The sequence below is a fragment of the Paracoccus sp. P2 genome, assembly GCF_046335115.1.
Taxonomy (GTDB): Bacteria; Pseudomonadota; Alphaproteobacteria; order Rhodobacterales; family Rhodobacteraceae; genus Paracoccus; species Paracoccus pantotrophus.
Window position 1 is genome coordinate 1 of record NZ_JBGOSN010000038.1, and the last position, 17,689, is coordinate 17,689.

17 protein-coding genes are annotated in these 17,689 nt (G+C 64.1%); 12 read left to right on the plus strand and 5 right to left on the minus strand.

The window, feature by feature from the left end:
• Positions 1-73 precede the first annotated feature (73 nt).
• The 7 genes from ACDP63_RS18765 to ACDP63_RS18795 all read left to right on the plus strand — a co-directional run bounded on the left by ACDP63_RS18765 (position 74) and on the right by ACDP63_RS18795 (position 6,242).
• Positions 74-1,042, plus strand: coding sequence for an ABC transporter substrate-binding protein (locus ACDP63_RS18765; protein WP_409928440.1), 969 nt, complete (start codon positions 74-76; stop codon positions 1,040-1,042).
• Between the two features lie 95 nt (positions 1,043-1,137).
• Positions 1,138-2,031, plus strand: coding sequence for a branched-chain amino acid ABC transporter permease (locus ACDP63_RS18770; RefSeq protein ID WP_409928441.1), 894 nt, complete (start codon positions 1,138-1,140; stop codon positions 2,029-2,031).
• On the plus strand, positions 2,024-2,920 hold the full coding sequence (locus ACDP63_RS18775) for a branched-chain amino acid ABC transporter permease (RefSeq protein WP_409928442.1): 897 nt from the start codon (positions 2,024-2,026) through the stop codon (positions 2,918-2,920). The genes ACDP63_RS18770 and ACDP63_RS18775 overlap by 8 nt, the downstream gene beginning before the upstream one ends.
• Positions 2,910-3,668, plus strand: a complete 759-nt coding sequence (locus tag ACDP63_RS18780; protein ID WP_409928443.1) for an ABC transporter ATP-binding protein — start codon at positions 2,910-2,912, stop codon at positions 3,666-3,668. Before ACDP63_RS18775 ends, ACDP63_RS18780 begins: the two co-directional genes overlap by 11 nt.
• Positions 3,665-4,381 carry an ABC transporter ATP-binding protein gene (locus ACDP63_RS18785; RefSeq protein ID WP_409928444.1) on the plus strand — a complete coding sequence of 239 codons (717 nt, stop codon included), beginning with the start codon at positions 3,665-3,667 and terminating at the stop codon, positions 4,379-4,381. The genes ACDP63_RS18780 and ACDP63_RS18785 overlap by 4 nt, the downstream gene beginning before the upstream one ends.
• A gap of 32 nt (positions 4,382-4,413) precedes the next feature.
• Positions 4,414-5,187 carry an Asp/Glu racemase gene (locus tag ACDP63_RS18790; RefSeq protein WP_409928445.1) on the plus strand — a complete coding sequence of 258 codons (774 nt, stop codon included), beginning with the start codon at positions 4,414-4,416 and terminating at the stop codon, positions 5,185-5,187.
• A 35-nt stretch (positions 5,188-5,222) separates the two neighbouring features.
• Positions 5,223-6,242, plus strand: coding sequence for an Ldh family oxidoreductase (locus ACDP63_RS18795; protein WP_409928446.1), 1,020 nt, complete (start codon positions 5,223-5,225; stop codon positions 6,240-6,242).
• On the opposite strand, the gene surE is transcribed toward ACDP63_RS18795, so the two are convergent.
• The 5 genes from surE to ACDP63_RS18820 form a co-directional block, all read right to left on the minus strand.
• On the minus strand, positions 6,239-7,003 hold the full coding sequence (surE, locus tag ACDP63_RS18800) for a 5'/3'-nucleotidase SurE (RefSeq protein ID WP_409928447.1): 765 nt from the start codon (positions 7,001-7,003) through the stop codon (positions 6,239-6,241). The genes ACDP63_RS18795 and surE overlap by 4 nt on opposite strands.
• A gap of 23 nt (positions 7,004-7,026) precedes the next feature.
• Positions 7,027-8,712 carry an ABC transporter permease subunit gene (locus ACDP63_RS18805; RefSeq protein ID WP_409928448.1) on the minus strand — a complete coding sequence of 562 codons (1,686 nt, stop codon included), beginning with the start codon at positions 8,710-8,712 and terminating at the stop codon, positions 7,027-7,029.
• On the minus strand, positions 8,709-9,701 hold the full coding sequence (locus ACDP63_RS18810; RefSeq protein ID WP_409928449.1) for an ABC transporter ATP-binding protein: 993 nt from the start codon (positions 9,699-9,701) through the stop codon (positions 8,709-8,711). Before ACDP63_RS18810 ends, ACDP63_RS18805 begins: the two co-directional genes overlap by 4 nt.
• 82 nt (positions 9,702-9,783) lie before the next feature.
• The gene (locus tag ACDP63_RS18815) at positions 9,784-10,929 is read right to left on the minus strand and encodes an ABC transporter substrate-binding protein (RefSeq protein WP_409928450.1); all 1,146 of its coding nucleotides are present in this window, start codon (positions 10,927-10,929) and stop codon (positions 9,784-9,786) included.
• Positions 10,889-11,728 (minus strand): inositol monophosphatase family protein, encoded by an 840-nt coding sequence (locus tag ACDP63_RS18820; protein ID WP_409928451.1) that lies wholly within the window; start codon positions 11,726-11,728, stop codon positions 10,889-10,891. The genes ACDP63_RS18815 and ACDP63_RS18820 overlap by 41 nt, the downstream gene beginning before the upstream one ends.
• Positions 11,729-11,812: 84 nt before the next feature.
• Between ACDP63_RS18820 and ACDP63_RS18825 the strand changes: the two genes are divergently transcribed.
• From ACDP63_RS18825 to ACDP63_RS18845, 5 genes are all read left to right on the plus strand, one after another.
• Positions 11,813-12,688 carry a DeoR/GlpR family DNA-binding transcription regulator gene (locus ACDP63_RS18825; RefSeq protein ID WP_409928452.1) on the plus strand — a complete coding sequence of 292 codons (876 nt, stop codon included), beginning with the start codon at positions 11,813-11,815 and terminating at the stop codon, positions 12,686-12,688.
• 160 nt (positions 12,689-12,848) lie between these two features.
• Positions 12,849-13,607 (plus strand): electron transfer flavoprotein subunit beta/FixA family protein, encoded by a 759-nt coding sequence (locus ACDP63_RS18830; protein WP_409928453.1) that lies wholly within the window; start codon positions 12,849-12,851, stop codon positions 13,605-13,607.
• A complete protein-coding gene (locus ACDP63_RS18835) occupies positions 13,607-14,533 on the plus strand; it encodes an electron transfer flavoprotein subunit alpha/FixB family protein (protein ID WP_409928454.1) in 927 nt (308 codons plus the stop codon). The genes ACDP63_RS18830 and ACDP63_RS18835 overlap by 1 nt, the downstream gene beginning before the upstream one ends.
• An 11-nt stretch (positions 14,534-14,544) precedes the next feature.
• Positions 14,545-15,945, plus strand: coding sequence for a Glu/Leu/Phe/Val family dehydrogenase (locus tag ACDP63_RS18840; protein ID WP_409928455.1), 1,401 nt, complete (start codon positions 14,545-14,547; stop codon positions 15,943-15,945).
• 13 nt (positions 15,946-15,958) lie between these two features.
• Positions 15,959-17,608, plus strand: a complete 1,650-nt coding sequence (locus ACDP63_RS18845; RefSeq protein ID WP_409928456.1) for an electron transfer flavoprotein-ubiquinone oxidoreductase — start codon at positions 15,959-15,961, stop codon at positions 17,606-17,608.
• Positions 17,609-17,689: the final 81 nt, after the last annotated feature.

Genomic DNA, 17,689 nt, shown 5'->3' on the forward strand with positions numbered 1-17,689 from the left:
CGCGCCAGCTATCTGGTAAGCGCGCGCGCCATGGCGCCGGTCACCGCCGCGTGGCCGGATTTTACTCCGCCGCGTGGCCGGATATTGCACCGCCGTTGACAAAATCAACGATGCGGGCGGCGTGCTTGGCCAGCCCCTTCGGGTCGTGATCGAGGATTCCGGCGCACGGGTTCCCTCGGCGCTGGATGCCGCGAAAAAGCTGGTGACAGTGGACAAGGTGCCGGTGGTGATCGGCGAATATTCCTCCGGGATCACCATTCCGGTCGGCACCTATCTGGTGCAGGAAGGGCTGGTGCATCTGAATATTGGCTCCAGCAGCGGCCGCGTGCGCGAAATCGGCGAGGGCAGTTTCAGCTTGCTGGGCCTGGACAACGTGTCCAGCGCCTTCGCGGCGCAGGACATGTTCGACCAGGGTTATCGCCGCATCGCGGTTATCACGCCGAACAACGCCTTCGGGCAGGGCGTCGCGACCGAATTCAAGAAGGCGCTGACAGATCTTGGCGGCGAGGTTGTCGCCGAGGTGCTGTATACCGAGGGCCAGACCTCCTATCGGCGCGAATTGCAGCAGATGCAGCGCACCCAGCCGGATGCCTATTTCTATTCCGCCTACGGCAAGGACGCCGCCACCATCAACCGCGAAGCCTATGAGCTGGGCCTGAACCAGAGCCAGTGGTACGCAGGCTACCTGTCCATGTGCACCTCGGACAGTGAGCGGACCTATGTCGAGGGTCAGATCGGCTATGACCTGAATTTTGTCGGAGAAAACGGCCAGGCCTATGAGCAGGCCTATCAGGACGCCTATGGCGAGTCCTTCGTGACCAGCTTCTCGGGCTATGCCTATGATGCGACGAAACTGGCTGCGGCGGCTATCGAGAAGGCCGGATCGGCCGACCCGGCGGCCATCCGCAACGCCCTGACCGAGTTGGGCACCGCCGGTTACGAAGGCGCGACCGGCAATATCACCTTCGATGCCGACCGTCAGCGCAGCAAGCAGCCCTATCTGAAGCAGAAGATCGAAGGCGGCAAGGCCGTCAATCGTTGATCCCGCGCGGCGCCGGCATCGTGCCGGCGCCGTCCATCCCGCCCCGATCCGCAGCCCCAGCGCCACGGTTTCGGGACCATGCCGGAGAAAGCCTGATGCTCCAGTTCCTGATGGATGCACTTTTGCGCGCGGTGGATCTGTCCCTGATCGCCCTTGCGCTGAGCTGTGTCTATTCCCTTATCCGTTTTCCCAATGTCGCGCTGGTGCAATACGCAACCTCGGGGGCATTGATCGCGGTCGGTCTGCAAGCGGCCGGCCTGCCCCTTGCCTTTGCGATCATCGTGGCCTGTGCGCTTGTCGGGCTGCTGGCCCTCGCGATGAGCGTGCTGATCTTCGAAAAGCTGCTGACGATCAGTCCGGCCATCGCCATGATCGGCTCGCTGGCGCTGTCGATGATCTTCACCGCCGCCTTTCTGGTCACCGTCGGTCCGAGGCCGCAACGCTTCGACCTGCCCATCGCGCCGCCGATGCGCTGGGGCGGGGTCAGCCTGACGCAGGTCCAGATGCTGTCGGTCGGCCTGACCGCGCTGGCCATTGCTGCCTTCGCGCTGGTTCTGTTCCGCACCGGGCTTGGCCGCTGCATGCGCGCCACGGCCACCAATCGCGTGCTGGCCGAGGCGACGGGTATTCCCACCCGGCGCGTCACCAATGCGGTGATCGTCATTTCCGGGGTCATGGCGGCCCTTGGCGGCATCGCCATCGCGCTGAAAGGTGAGACCAGCTCGCAACTGGGCATGGACATGCTGCTGCCGATCTTTGCCGCGGCCATCCTGGGCGGGCTTGGCAATGCCCTGGGCGCGGTGCTGGGCGCGATCATCATCGCCCTGGCCGAGACCTTCGTCACCAACACTAATTTCGGTCTGCTTGCAGGACAGGATTTCTCCTTCCTGCCCGCCAGCTTCGCATCGGTCGCCTCGTTCGGGCTGCTGGTGCTGATCCTGCTGGTGCGCCCGGCCGGCATCCTGGTCAGCGAGGTGAAACGTGTCTGATTTCCTGATCCATGTCTGCATCATGGCCAGCCTCTATTCGATAGTGGCGCTCAGCCTGAACCTGCAGGTCGGCATTACCGGGCTGGTGAATTTCGGCCAGATTATCCTGTTCGGCGCCGGTGCCTATGGGGCCGCGCTGGCCTTCAGCGGCCATATGGGGCTTTGGGCCGCGTTCGCCGCAGGTATCGCCATGGCCAGCGCGGTTGCGCTTGTGTTCGCCCGTCTCGGCCGCGATCTTGGCGGCGATTACTGGGGCATCGCCACGCTGGCCGTGGCCGAGGCCTGCCGCATCCTGCTGCGCGAATTCGACGGCGTGACGGGGGGCGCACAGGGCGTCAGCGGGCTCATGCCGCTGTTTGGCACCCTGGATCGCCGCGAAGCCGCTCTGGCAACCCTGGTGACCTGCCTGCTGCTGCTGGCGGTGGTTTTCTGGCTGTGCCAGCGCTTGACCCGCAGCCATTACGGGCTGGCGCTGAAGATCCTGCGCGAAGAGCCCCTGCTGGCCGCCTCGCTTGGATACAGCCCCATTGCCTTGCGCACGCAGGTTCTGGTCATGTCGGGCTGCATCGCGGCGATCGGCGGCGTGATCTTTGCCCATTACGTCTCGTTCGTGGGCCCCGATCAGCTGGTCGCGGCGGAAACCTTCCTGATTTGGGCCATGGTCGTGGTCGGCGGCGCCGGAAACAACCTGGGCGTCGTGGTCGGAGCCTTCCTGCTGCAGTTCCTCTTTGCCTTCGTGCCATTCGCGAAGGACTTTCTGGGCCTGTCCTCGGATTATGTGGCGGCGTTGCGGCTGACTCTGGTTGGCGGCGGCTTGCTGACCTTCCTTCTCTGGCGGCCCCAAGGGCTGATCCCCGAGCGGATCGGAGGCGCGACCCATGGCAAATGACATCCTGCAAATCCGCAATGTCGCCAAATCGTTCGGCATGCTGAAGGTTCTGAAGGACGTGAGCTTCAATGTCGGCAAGGGCGAGATCGTCGGCCTGCTTGGCCCCAACGGTTCGGGCAAAAGCACCCTGCTGTCGGTGATCTCAGGGTTCCAGCCGGCCAGCGGCGGCAGCGTCGTCTTCGCCGGACGGGAGATGACGGGCCTTCCTGCGCATAAGGTGGCGCAGCACGGGCTGATGCGGACCTTTCAGCTGCCCTCAATGCCGCACCGTATGACGCCGCGCGAGCTGATCGAGGCGGGGGAACGTGTGTCCTTCAGCCTTGGTGCGGTTCTGGGCCGGGTCGCGGATCGGGACGGGCGCGTGGCCGCGGTGATCGACCGCTTTGCGCTTGGGCCCGTTGCCGATATCCCGGCCAGCGCGCTGTCGGGTGGGCAGAAGAAGCTGCTCTCCATCGCCGTTGCCCTGCAGGGCAAGCCACAGCTTCTGTGCCTCGACGAGCCGACCGCCGGCGTTCACCCGCAACTGCGCACGCGCATGGTGCAGATCCTGCGCGAGGTGGCGGCCAGCGGGGTGACCATCCTGATCGTCGAGCATGACATGCATTTCGTGCGCGGGCTCTGCGACCGCTGCGTGGTGCTGGATGGTGGCGGCATCATCGCCGATTGCCACCCCGAGGCGCTGACCGAGAACGAAAGGGTGGTCGAGGCCTATCTGGGCAAGGCCAAGCGGATGGAGGCCGTGGCATGATCGACGTATCGAACGTGGTCGCCGGCTATGGCGACGGTCCCGCCATCCTGCATGGCATCAGCCTGAACGCAAAGGGACGCGAGATCGTGACGATCCTAGGGCCGAACGGCTGCGGTAAATCCACCCTGCTGAAGACCGTGGGCGGCTTTGTGAAACCCCGCGAAGGGCGGGTGTCCATCGACGGCAAGGATCTGACCACGGTGCCGGCCAATGAAAAGGTGCGCGCCCATCGCATGGGTTTCGTGCCGCAATCCGACAATGTCTTTCCGTCGCTGACGGTTGCGGAAAACATCATGCTGGGCGCCCGATTCCTGCCGGCCGCGCGGCGTCAGGATGCCTTTGATGCGCAGATGACGGCCTATCCGTCGCTGGCCTCGAAGGTGGGGCGCAAGGCTTCGGCCCTGTCGGGGGGCGAACGTCAGCTGTTGTCGCTGGCGCGCGCATTGGTGGCCGAGCCCACGACGCTGCTTCTGGACGAACCCTCGGCTGGTCTGTCTCCGGCGATGGTCCATGAGGTTTTCGAAGCAATCGCGGGTATCCGCGACCGAACCGGAATGTGCATCCTGATGGTCGAGCAGAATGCCTTCGAGGCGCTTGGCGTCGCCGACCGGGCCTATGTCCTGGCGCTTGGCCAAGTCGCGCTTGAGGGCCGAGCCGCCGATCTGCTGGCCGATCCCGCCATGCGCCACCTCTATCTGGGCGGCGAGCCATAAAGCCCGCGCTTCTCATTGTGAAAGAACCAAGCATGTTGCAAGAAACAGACCCTGTCACCAACCTGACCGGCATGGCGTACAGGACGGATGCCGGCATCGGGAGCCGGGCGAATATCGGCTTGCTGGTCCTGCAGACCGACCTGACTATCGAGGACGAATTCCGCCATATCCTGCCCGAGGGCGTGGCCCTCTATGGTGCGCGGCTGGAATCCCCGGCCGAGATCACGCCTGAAAAGCTGAAGCTGATGGAAACGCATATTCCCGTCGCCACCGGGCTGTTGCCTGCAGTGGATTTCGCCTCCATCGGGTTCGGCTGCACCTCCGGTGCGTTGGTGATTGGCGAAGGAAACGTTGCTGCCCGCGTCACGTCAGTTCGCCCCGAAGCCCGGGTGACCGATCCGGTAACCGCCGCCGTTGCCGCGATGGCGGCGCTGAAGGCGGGTCGCATCGCCCTGCTGACACCCTATCTGCCCGAAATCAACGCTTCGCTGCGCGAGCAATTCCACCAGCGCGGGTTGAACGTTCCGGTCATGGGTTCGTTCAACCAGCCCGACGATTACACCGTCGCTCGTATCACCCCCGAGGCGATCGAGGCTGCGATGATCGAGCTTGGGCGTTCGGATCAGGTCGATGCGGTATTCGTGTCCTGTACCAGCCTGCGCGTGGCCCGGATCGCGGCGAGGGTCGAAACCGTCATCGGTAAGCCCGTCACCTCCAGCAATCATGCGCTGGCATGGCATATGCTGCGCCTGGCGGGCATCGCCGACAAGCTGCCCCAGCATGGCAGGCTCTTTGAAACGCTGTAGGGCAAGGCCCGATCCGGGCGCAGAAGGTTGATGCAATGACGACGCGAATATCCGTTTCCGACCTTGAGGGGATTGTGACCAGGATCTTCCTCCGGGCTGGCCTGTGCGATGCGCAATCGCGTGCCGTCGCGCGGGTCATCACCGCCGGCGAGAGGGACGCCTGCAAGTCGCATGGCATCTACAGGATCGACGGCTGCCTGGATACGCTGGCGGCGGGCAAGGTCAATCGCGATGCCGAGCCAAGCTTGCAAGACGATGGCAGTGGGGTGATCCGCGTCGATGCGCAGGGCGGCTTTTCGCCAGCGGCTTTCGCGCTCGGAGCCCCGGTGCTGGCGGATCGGGCAAGGGCTCTGGGCGTTGCGGCCTTGGTCATAAACGACTGCACGCATTTCTCGGCGCTCTGGCCCGAGGTCGAGGTTCTGACCGATGACGGGCTCGCGGCGCTGGCCATGTGTCCCAGCTATGCGACGGTTGCGCCCAGTGGAGGAACTGTCCCGCTTCTGGGCACCAACCCGATGGCCTTCGGCTGGCCGCGCCGGAACGGTCCGCCTTATGTCTTCGACTTTGCCACTTCGGCAGCGGCGCGCGGCGAGATCGAACTGCATTTCCGGGCGGGAACCACACTGCCCGAAGGCTGGGCGATTGATTCAGAGGGCCAGCCGACCACCGATCCCGACCGCGCCCTTCACGGTGCCATGCTGCCTTTCGGCGGCCACAAGGGTTCGGCGATCGCAACCATGATCGAGCTTCTGGCCGGGGCGATGATCGGCGATCTGACCAGTCAGGGTGCTCTGGACTATCTGGGCACCACGGCCCTGTTTCCCAGGCATGGCGAGTTGATCCTGGCGTTCGATCCGCAGCGCTTTGCCGCCGGTAGATCCGGCGACCCGCTGGATCGTGCGGAAGTCCTGTTTTCGGCCCATGTAGGGCAGGGTGCTCGTCTGCCGTCGCAGCGCCGTTTTGCCGCCCGAAGCAAGGCGCTGGCCGGGGGTATCGAGCTTAGCCCTCAGGAACTGGCCAAGCTTGACACCTTGCAACGGGGTGGCCACAGCTAACCGGCGAAGTCGAGGTTTTTCAGCCGGGCGTTCTGGGTGTGATCGGTCATGTCGATCTTGAGCGCCGTGATGCTGGGCGCGTTATGGGCCATCGCCTCAGCATCGCTGCCGGGCAGGTAGTCGGTTTTTTCATGCGAGGCCCTCAGCCAGAAATATGGAAAGTCGCGGCCGTCCAGGCGACGGTCGACCTGATAGCCATGCGCCCGGCGTCCCTGTTCGACCACGCGCGGCGGTTGCAGATCTTCCAGCCGGCAGTGCGGGAAGTTGATGTTGTAAAATGTGCCGTCGACATGTGGCAGATCCAGCAGGCGGCGGATCAAGCCGGGCGCCTGGCTGCGGCTGATCTCCCAGTTGAAACTGCGCTCGCCGTCCACGATGTCGTAGTGTTGCGATAGTGCGATCGAGGGAATGCCGAACAGCGCGCCCTCGATCGTGGCGCCGATGGTGCCGGAATAGTTGATGTCGTCGGCGATGTTCACCCCCGAATTGACGCCTGAAAGGATAAGGTCCGGCGGTGCGGACATCAGTTCGCGGATCGCGACGATGACGCAATCGGCGGGCGTGCCGCGCAGGGCGTAGCGGCGTGCCGCCAGCTTGCGCAGCCGCAGGGGTTCGAGCTGTGTCAGCGAATGTGCCAGTCCGCTGCGATCTGCTTCGGGCGCGACGCACCAGATCTCGTCGCTCAGCTCGCGGGCGATATCTTCGAGCACGGCGAAGCCTTCGGAGTGGATGCCATCGTCGTTGGCAAGAAGAATTCTCATGGTTCGTTCCTGTTCTGAGAAAGTCATTGAGCCGTTTCCGCCCGGCGCGTGATCAGTCGCATCGACAGGCGCATGGCCAGCATGGCCATCAGCACCGACAGCATGACGCAGACCGAGAAGGCGGCGGCTTGCGTGCTTCGCCCCGCCTGATCCAGTCTCACCACGGTCACTGCGGCGACGGAAAGCTGCGGGCTGACAAGGAAGATGATCGCCGACAAGGTGACCATCGCCCGCATGAAGAGAAAGAAGAACACCGATACCAGGGTGGGCGCCATGAAAGGCAGGATGGTGTCGCGAAGGCGGTGCAGGTTGTTGCCGCCCAGGCAGAGCACGGTTTCCTCAAGCCGCTGAGGCACGGCGCGGATACCCGTCACCATCGTCAGGAAGCCTTGCGAATGGTAGTGGTAGAAATTGCAGATCGCGATGAGGAAGCTGCTGCCGTAAAGTGCGCCAAGCACCGGGCCGGGAACATTGAACGACAGCACATAGGACAGGCCCAGCACCAGTCCCGGCACGCCCACCGGCACGATCGCCAGGAAATAGACCAGCCGCGCCGTGCCTCCGACAAGCTCGCGCTGCGCCAGCGCCAGCATGAACAGCAGCACCGACCCGATCAGCGCCGTCTGGAACGAGATCAGCAGCGTGGACCAGAGCGAGCTGTATCCGCCCGCCATCGAGATGTTGTAATTCGCCAGCGTCAGTTCCATCCGGTAGGGCCAGAGCCGCACGAAGCTGGCGAAGACGACCGTTGCAACGATCAGCGCGACGACCCCTGCGGTTACATAGACCACCGTGGCCAGCGGGATGTCGCGGCTCAGCACCCGGTCGGGCTGTACCGGGATGGCGCTTTCCGAACTGCCGCCGAACTGGCGCTGGTTGGCGATGCGCTGGATATAGACGGCCAGCAGGGTCGGCAGCAGCAGCATGATGCCGACGACCGCGCCCATGTTGAAATCCATCTGGCTGACGACCTGGGTATAGATCTCCATCGCCAGCACCTGGAAATTGCCGCCGATCACGGCGGCGTTGCCGAAATCGGTGATCGAGACGGTGAAGATCACGAAGGCCGCGCTGATCAGGCCGAATTTCGTGGCGGGCAGGGTGATGTCGATGAACCTGCGCCAGCGCGAGGCGCCCATCAGCAGGGATGCCTCGTAGATGCGCGCGTCCGAGCGGCGCAGCGAGGTCTCGATTATCAGCACCGCCTGCGGCAGGGCATACATGCAGTTCGCCAGCAGAAGGCCCCAGAAACCATAGATCTGGATGTCGAGACCAAGCCAGTTGTTCACCAGCCCGTTGCGGCCGAACATGAAGATCAGTCCTAGCGCCTGCACCAGCGAGGGTGCCAGCAGTGGCAGGATCAGCGCCAGCCGCACAAGGTTCTTGCCGGGAATTCGGGTGCGGTGCAGCATGAAGGCGATGGCGAAGCCGAGCGTGATGCAGACCAAGGTGGTGGCAAGGCCGACGGTTACGCTGTTCAGCACGACACGAGGAATATGCGGCAGGCTGGCGACGCGGACGAAATTCTCGAATCCCAGCCCCTCGGCGCCGGTCAGGGCGCGCCGGATGATGCCGAACAGGGGATAGAGAAAGAACAGCGCCAGCATCCCAAGCGGGACGATCAGCAGCAGCAAAGTGATGGCGCGGTCGTTGCGGGCCAGACGGTCCAGAACGCCGCGGCGGGCGCGCGGGTTTGGCGCGACCATCATGGCGTCACCCAGCGGCCCGCTTCAGGCAGCAGGCCGACCGCCACGCGGTCACCGGGGCGCAGGCGTTCGCCCAGGCGGATTTCACCCAGGATAGTGCGGTCGCGCCAGCGGATCTGCGCCTGGCTGACCTTGCCAAGGAATGTGATATCCTCGACTACTGCGTCGGCGCCTTCATCGGCACGCAGGTTCAGTTCCTCGGGGCGGGCGACGAACAGATCTTCGGTTGTCCCGGCATCGCCACTGGCGCCAAACAGTATACCCGCCTCGGCTTGGTCAAAGAAGTTGCTGGTGCCGATGAAGCCGGCCACGAATTTCGTTTTCGGCCGGAAATACAGGTCCTGTGGTGTGCCGACCTGCTCAACATGGCCGTGATTCATGCACACGACCTTGTCGGCCATGCTCAGAGCTTCGTCCTGATCGTGGGTGACCATGATCGTCGGGATGCGCAAGCGCCGCTGCAATTGTCGTATCTCGTCCCGCATCTCGTGGCGGACCTTGGCGTCCAGCGCCGACAGCGGTTCGTCCAGAAGCAGAAGCGAGGGGTCGACCGCCAGCGCCCGGCCGATGGCGACGCGCTGTTGCTGGCCGCCCGACAACTCGTGCGGATAGCGCCCCGCCAGTTGCGGAAAGCCCAGCAATTGCAGCAGCGAGTCGACCTTGGCGCTGATCGTCGCCTTGTCATGGCCGCGCAGCTTCAGCCCATAGCCGATATTCCGTGACACGGTCATGTTCGGAAACAGTGAATAGGACTGGAACACGATGCCGAAGCCCCGGTCCCGGACCTCGATGTCGTTCAGGTTGCGTCCGTCCAATGTGATGGTGCCCTGCTGGTATTCCTCCAGCCCCGCTATGATGCGCAGAAGCGTAGTCTTGCCGCATCCGCTTGGTCCCAGCAGGCAAACGAACTCGTCGCTTTCGGCGCTGACGCTGATATCGCTCAGCGCGCGGAATTCACCGTAGTTCTTGTAAAGGCCCTTGATGTCGAGCATGTGGTTTCCCCTGTGCAAGAGCCCCGACCATCCGAAACCCCATGATCGGGGCCTCGGTGATCGGGTATGCCGGTCGCTACGGTTATTTGCCGATCAGGCTGGTCCAGCGGGCAAGCATCGCGTCACGCTGACTTGCGATGGCGGCGAAATCCATGGGTGCCAGAACCGCGGTCAAGTCTACAGGCATGCCGGCCTTCTGCTCCGCCTCTGTGGACGCCCCGCGTGGGATCGTGGTGACGGGCTTCAGCGACTGATAGATGTCCAGCGGGCTTTTCGTCAGCATCCAGTCGAGGAAAGCCTTGGCGTCGGATTCGTTTTTCGAGCCCTTCAGCAAGCCGATCCCCGAAATTTCATAGCCAGCCAAGTCCGAGGGGATGACCATCTGCATCGGATATCCCTCATTGATCGCCTGGATCGCGGGAACCTCGTAGCTGACTCCGATGCTGTATTCGCCGGTCTGCGCCATGCGGCAAGGGCGCGAGCCGGAATTCGTGTACTGTGCCATGTTCTGCGTCATTCGCCCGAGCAGATCCCAGCCTTTTTCCTCACCCAGACCGTTGACCAGGGTGGCCACGACAATGAAGCCGACCCCCGAGGACAGCGGATCCGGCATCACCACCTCGCCCTTGTATTTCGGATCTGCCAGCTCTTCCCATGATGTCGGGACCGGCAGGCCCAGTCTCTCCATCCGGTCCGTGTTGACGCAGAACACCTCCATATAGCCCGCGAGGCTGAACCAGCGGTTCTCGGGGTCGCGGAACTGTTCCGGCACCTGCTCGATCCCTTTGGGGGCATAAGGCTCTAAGATCTTCAGGATGTTCGGGTTCATGATATTGCTGACCGGCAGGCTCAGCACGACGTCCGCTTGCGGGTTGTCGGCCTCGACCAGAAGGCGCGCGGTCAGGTTGCCGGTCGAAAGCCGCAGCACGTTCAGCGTGATGTCGGGAATTTCCTCGCGCGCTTTTTCGACGAACTGGTTGATCTCCTCTTCTTCCAGCGCGGAATAGATGGTGATCTGACCCGCATGTAGGGATGTGGCAAAATTGGTCATTGCCACCCCTGCGGCCAGCATAGCGGCCAGTTTCTTGCTTCTGTCGGTCATGGTCGTCTCCCTGAGGGTTGCGGCGGCTGCGATCCGCCATCTTTCCGTCTCGACTTTGTTGCGGACGGCCTTCGCGACGGCATGGCTAGCCGGCGCGTTTCGTGCCTGGGGCCGCGGAGCCCACATTCAGCGTCAGGATTTCTTCCAGCGCGGCCTTGTGCAGCGCGGCATTGCCCGCACCAAGAAGGCGACCGTCGCTCTCTAGCGTCAGGAGGCGGCCGGACCAGTCCGTGATGGTGCCGCCTGCGCCCTCGATGATGGGACGGAAGGGCGCAAAGTCATAGATCTGTTGGCCCGCATCCAGTGCCAGATCGGTCCTCCCCGAGGCGAGCAGTCCATAATTCAGGCTGGCGCCGCCATAGATGCGGGTGGCAGTCAGGCCGCGCAGGCGGTCCAGCGCACTCCGCTCGGCGGGGCTCATATAGTCCTGGTTGCTGTTCGTCATGATTGCCTGATCCAGCGCCGGGCAGCCGCGCACGGTGACGATTTCCTCATTCCGCTTCGTAGGTTGACCTGATGCGCCAAGCCAGCGCGCGTCGATGGAAGGAATGTCGATCAGCCCCAGGACCGGCACGCCGTCCACCGCCAACGCGATCAGCGTGCCATAGACCGGCATGCCGGCGATGAACTGCGCCGTCCCGTCGATCGGGTCCAGCACCCAGACATGCGAGGCTCCTACGTCCTGCCCTCCGTGCTCTTCGCCGATGATGCCATGATCCGGAAAGCGCGCGTGTATCATTTCGCGCAGTCGCAATTCGATCAGAAGGTCGGTCTGGGTGACAAAGCTGCGGTCGGGTTTGAACGAGCCCTCGGGGCGACTGCCAATCTCTTGCAGCAGCAGGCGTCGCGCCGTGTCGGCCAGGTTGGTGGCAAGGCCGATATGGTCGTCACCGACCAGAGGGTCGGGGGATCGGTGCTGGGTCATTTGGGCCTTTCTTGCTGCGGGGATATGTTGCCGTCCCCAGCTAGGGGCAGGAGAATCGCCCCGCTGATCTGAATGTGCCAAAGTATGGCATTCGTGTCAAAATGTGTTTTTCATTCCGATTGGCGAATGCGGCGAAATGTGCAAATCATGGGCAGATGCTGTGGAGGGCTCATGTGGCAGGAAGAACGTCATCAGAAGATCCGCGCCATGCTGGCCGCCTTCGGCCAGGTGTCGGTCGATCGCGTCGCTGCGGATTTCGGCGTGTCACGGGAAACCGTGCGCCGGGACCTGATGGAGATGGAGCAGGCGGGAACCTTGCGGCGGGTGCGTGGCGGTGCCGTTCCGGTTGAAACCGAGGATCTGGATTTCGGGGTGCGCGTGACGCAACGCCTGCGGGAGAAGCGCGCGATCTGCGTGGCTGCGCTTGCGTTGGTGAAAAGCCACCAGACCATCTTCATGGATGCGGGCTCGACCACGACGATCATGGCCGAGGTGCTGGCCGGTCCTACCGGGCTGACCGATTTGACCGTGATCACCAATTCGCTGGATGCTGCGGCCCGGCTGGCGCCGGCTCTCGATGCCGCACCCGGCGACATCCGCGTCCAGTTGTTGCGCGGCGCGGTCAAGCGCGACCCGCTTGAAACCTGGGGTGGCGCGACGGTCGCCCACGTCAACAGCTACCGCGCCGATATCGCGCTGATCGCGCCCTGGAGCATCGAGGCTTCGGTTGGAGCGATGAACCATTTCCTGCACAGTGCCGAAATCGCTGAGGCGATGGTCCGACAATCGGCGCAGGTGGCAATTCTTGCCGACCATTCCAAGGTTGGAGTGGTGACCCGCGCCTGCTTTTGTCCTACCGCCGAGATCGATCATCTTGTGGTCGATGCCCGTGCTAGGGAACGCCTGGGGTTTGACGCCTTGGTGGAGGCAATACCGCATGTCATCGTTGCGGATAACTGACGGCTAACCTCTGGGCGAGAGCCATTCTGGCCGGCTACTGATTGGCTGAGCGTATCAATGGACAAGTAATTCTTGCCCTTTTTCGGACGTTCTTTTCTGTTTTGCGGCAGCCTTCTGCTTAGGCTCTCGTGGCGAGCAAGGCAGAAAGAGGAAGCGGCCGATGAAGGTTCTCGTGCCAGTGAAGCGCGTGATCGACTACAACGTGAAGGCCCGTGTGAAGGCGGATGGGTCCGGTGTCGATCTTGCGAATGTGAAGATGTCGATGAACCCGTTCGACGAGATCGCGGTCGAGGAGGCGATCCGGCTGAAGGAAAAGGGCGTGGCCTCCGAGGTCATCGCCGTCTCGATCGGCGTGAAGCAGGCGGCCGAGACGCTGCGCACGGCCTTGGCGATGGGCGCCGACCGGGCCATTCTCGTCACCGCTACGGATGACGTGCAGCAGGACATCGAGCCCTTGGCGGTGGCGAAGATCCTCGCCGCGGTGGCCAAGGCGGAAGGCACCGAGCTGATCATCGCCGGCAAGCAGGCGATCGACAACGACATGAACGCGACCGGGCAGATGCTGGCGGCGCTGCTGGGCTGGGCGCAGGCGACCTTCGCCTCGAAGCTCGAGATCGACGGGGGCAAAGCGAAAGTCACCCGCGAGGTCGACGGCGGTCTGCAGACCATCGCGGTGGCGCTGCCGGCGGTGGTCACCGCCGACCTGCGGCTGAACGAGCCGCGCTATGCGAGCCTTCCGAACATCATGAAGGCCAAGAAGAAACCCTTGGAGGAAAAGACCGCCGCCGACTACGGCGTCGAGGTCTCGCCGCGGCTCGAGGTGGTCTCGGTGCGCGAGCCCGAGGGCCGCAAGGCCGGCATCAAGGTCGGCTCGGTGGACGAGCTGGTCGGCAAGCTAAAGGAAGCGGGGGTGATCTGATGGCTGTTCTGCTGCTTGGGGAGGTGACGAACGGGGTGCTGAACCGCGACGCGACGGCGAAGGCGGTGGGCGCGGTCGGGTCCTTGGGCGAGGTGACGGTGCTCTGCGCCGGCGCGCAGGCCAAGGCCGCGGGCGAGGAGGCGGCGAAGATCGCCGGCGTCGCCAAGGTTCTGGTGGCGGAAGACGCGCTCTACGGCCACCGCCTGGCCGAGCCGACGGCGGCGCTGATCGTGTCGCTCGCGGGCGATTACGACCACATCGCGGCGCCTGCGACCACCGATGCCAAGAACGTGATGCCGCGCGTCGCGGCGCTTCTGGACGTGATGGTGCTGTCGGACGTCTCGGCGGTGATCGACGCGGACACGTTCGAGCGCCCGATCTACGCCGGCAACGCCATCCAGGTGGTGCGCTCGAAGGACGCCAGGAAGGTCTTCACCATCCGCACGGCGAGCTTCGACGCGGCGGGGATCGGCGGTTCGGCCAGCGTTGCCGAGACCGCCGCCGCCGCCGATCCCGGCCTGTCGGCCTGGGTCGCCGACGAGGTGGCCGAGAGCGACCGCCCCGAGCTGACCTCGGCCAAGCGGGTGGTCTCGGGCGGCCGCGGCCTGGGCTCGAAGGAGAGCTTTGCCATCATCGAGGCGCTTGCCGACAAGCTCGGCGCCGCGGTGGGGGCAAGCCGCGCGGCGGTGGACTCGGGCTATGCGCCGAACGACTGGCAGGTCGGCCAGACCGGCAAGGTGGTGGCGCCCGAGCTCTACGTGGCGGTGGGCATCTCGGGGGCGATCCAGCACCTTGCGGGGATGAAGGATTCGAAGGTGATCGTTGCGATCAACAAGGACGAGGAGGCGCCGATCTTCCAGGTCGCCGACTACGGGTTGGTGGGCGATCTCTTTGCCACTGTCCCAGAACTGACACAGAAGCTGTAGGGACAGGAATCATGAAGGATACCCAGATCACATCGTTCCTCGACAGCGTCGGTGCGCATTTCGACGGCGCCTTTGCGCATATGTCCTTGTCCAAGGGGTTGGCCGAGAGGATCAAGGCCACGAACTCGATCTATCGCGTGACCTTCGGCGTACGACTGCGTGGCGAGTTGATCAGTTTTACCGGCTGGCGCGCGGTGCATTCCGAACAGATCGAGCCGGTCAAGGGTGGTATCCGGTACGCCCCGGACGCTACCGGTGAAGAGGTCGAGGCTCTGGCGGCGCTGATGACGCTGAAATGCGCAGTCGCAGGTGTGCCGTTCGGCGGTTCGAAGGGCGCACTTTGCATAGATCCGCGTGAATGGAATGAGCTGGAACTGGAAAAGATCACCCGCCGCTTCACCCAGGAACTGGCCCGGCGCGGCTTGATCAGTCCGGGCCGTAACGTCCCAGCGCCTGACATGGGCACAGGCGAGCGCGAGATGGCCTGGATGGCGGATGAATATCGCCGGATCTCACCGCTGGAGACGCTGAACGCGGCGGCTTGCGTCACCGGCAAGCCGCTTTCGCGCGGCGGCATCGCCGGGCGGACCGAGGCGACCGGGCGCGGCGTGGCCTATGTCCTGGCCGAACATTGCGAGACCAGCGAAGGCGCGAATGCGCTGGCGGGCAAGCGGATCGTCATCCAGGGCTTCGGCAATGTCGGCTCGCATGCCGCCCATGTCCTGGCAGATGAATACGGCGCGCGCATCACCGGCATCATCGAGCGCGACGTTGTCCTGACCCGCGAGGAGGGCATCGACATCGCGGCGCTGCGCGCCCATCTGGCGCAGGGCGGCTCCCTAGTCGATTTCGATGGCGCCGAGGCGCAACCGGTCACGCCCGAGGCGCTTTGCACGGAATGCGACATCCTGATCCCCGCGGCGCTGGAGAATGTCATCACCAGCGAGAATGCATCGCGGATCAATGCGCGGATCGTCATTGAGGCCGCCAACGGGCCGATCGATTTCGAGGCGGACCGGATTCTGCAGGAACGCGGCATCACCGTCATTCCCGACCTCTGTGCCAATGCGGGGGGCGTGATCGTCAGCTATTTCGAATGGGTCAAGAACCTGACCCATATGCCCTTCGGGCTCATGGAGCGGCGGATCACGCAGCGCCGCTTCTCGCATGTGGCGGATCTGATCCAGTCGGCGACGAACCAGGCGATCCCCTCGCGCGTGCGGTCCGATCTGGCTGATTCCGGGTCCGAGCTTGACTTGGTGCGCTCAGGCCTTGAGGAAATGATCCGCGCCGCCTATCGCCGCATCGCCCAGAGGCTGGCCGAGCAACCCGAACTGGGCTCGCTCCGCTGCGCAGGCTATGTGCTGGCGATCGAGGAGGTCGCCAACGCCTATCGCGATCTCGGGATATGACGGAGTTCGGCCGATGTCCGACCACCCCGCCCGCGAATCGATGGACTACGACGTTGTGATCGTTGGGGGCGGGCCTTCTGGCCTGTCTGCGGCGATCCGGCTGAAGCAGGTGAACCCCGAGCTTTCCGTGGTGCTGCTGGAGAAGGGCTCGGAGATCGGCGCGCATATCCTCTCGGGCGCGGTGCTCGACACTTCGGGCCTCGACAAGCTGATCCCGGACTGGAAGGACAAGGGCGCCCCGGTCACCACCGAAGTCACCAGCGACAACTTCTACATCCTCGGCCCGCATGGCCAGGTCCGGGTGCCGAACTGGCCGATGCCGCCGCTGATGTCGAACCACGGCAAATACATCGTCTCGATGGGCAATGTCTGCCGCTGGCTGGCCGCTGAGGCCGAGGCGCTGGAGGTCGAGATCTTCCCCGGCATGGCCTGCTCGCAACTGGTCTATGAGGGCGAGCGCGTCGTCGGCGTCGTCGCCGGCGAGATGGGGCTGAACGCCGACGGCACCCCCGGCCCGGCCTACGAGCCCGGCATGGAACTGCGCGGCAAATACGTGCTGATCTGCGAAGGCGTGCGCGGCAGCCTCGCCAAGGAACTGATCGCCAGATACGACCTCTCGGCCGGCCACGAGCCGCAGAAATTCGGCCTCGGCATGAAGGAGATCTGGGAGATCGAGCCCTCCAAGGCCAAGCCCGGCACGGTGACGCATACGATGGGCTGGCCCTTGGGCAAGAATGCCGGCGGCGGCAGCTTCATCTATCACCTTGAGGGCAACCAGGTGCTGGTCGGCTTCGTCGTGCACCTGAACTATGCCAACCCGTATCTCTATCCCTACATGGAGTTCCAGCGCTTCAAGCATCACCCGCTGGTCGCGGAGCTGCTGGAGGGCGGCAAGCGCGTCGCCTATGGTGCCAGGGCGATTTCCGAGGGCGGCTGGCAGTCGATCCCGAAGCTGACGGTGCCGGGGGCGGCGCTCTTGGGCTGCTCGGCCGGGCTGGTGAACGTGCCGCGCATCAAGGGCAACCATAACGCCATGCTCTCGGGCATCGCCGCGGCCGAGGCGGCGGCCGCCGCCATCGCCGCCGGCCGCGCGGGCGACGAGCTGACCGATTACGAGGACGACCTGCGTTCCGGCCCCATCGCCCGTGACCTGAAGCCGGTGCGGAACGTCAAGCCGCTTTGGTCGAAGCTGGGGCTCTGGGCCTCGCTGGCCTTGGGCGGCTTCGACATGTGGGTGGCGAACCTCACGGGCTGGAACCCGCTGGGGACGTGGAAGCACGGCAAGACCGACGCGCAGGCGACCGGCAAGGCCGCGGATTTCCAGCCCATCGACTATCCGAGGCCCGACGGCAAGCTCTCGTTCGATCGCCTCACCAACGTGGCGTTTTCCTTCACCAACCACGAGGAAAGCCAGCCCTGCCACCTGAAGCTGAAGGATCCCGCGATCCCGATCGCGGTGAACCTGCCGCTTTATGCGGAACCCGCGCAGCGCTACTGCCCGGCCGGGGTCTACGAGGTGCTGGAGGGCGACGATGGCCCGCGCTTCCAGATCAACTTCCAGAACTGCGTCCACTGCAAGACCTGCGACATCAAGGATCCTGCCCAGAACATCGACTGGACAACCCCTCAAGGCGGAGACGGGCCGAACTACCCGAATATGTGACAAGGGAAACTTGTCAATCGCCAACCCTTCTTGGCGGTCTGATCGCCGAGGATCGGGAATAATCCTGCCAGTTTCTTGAGG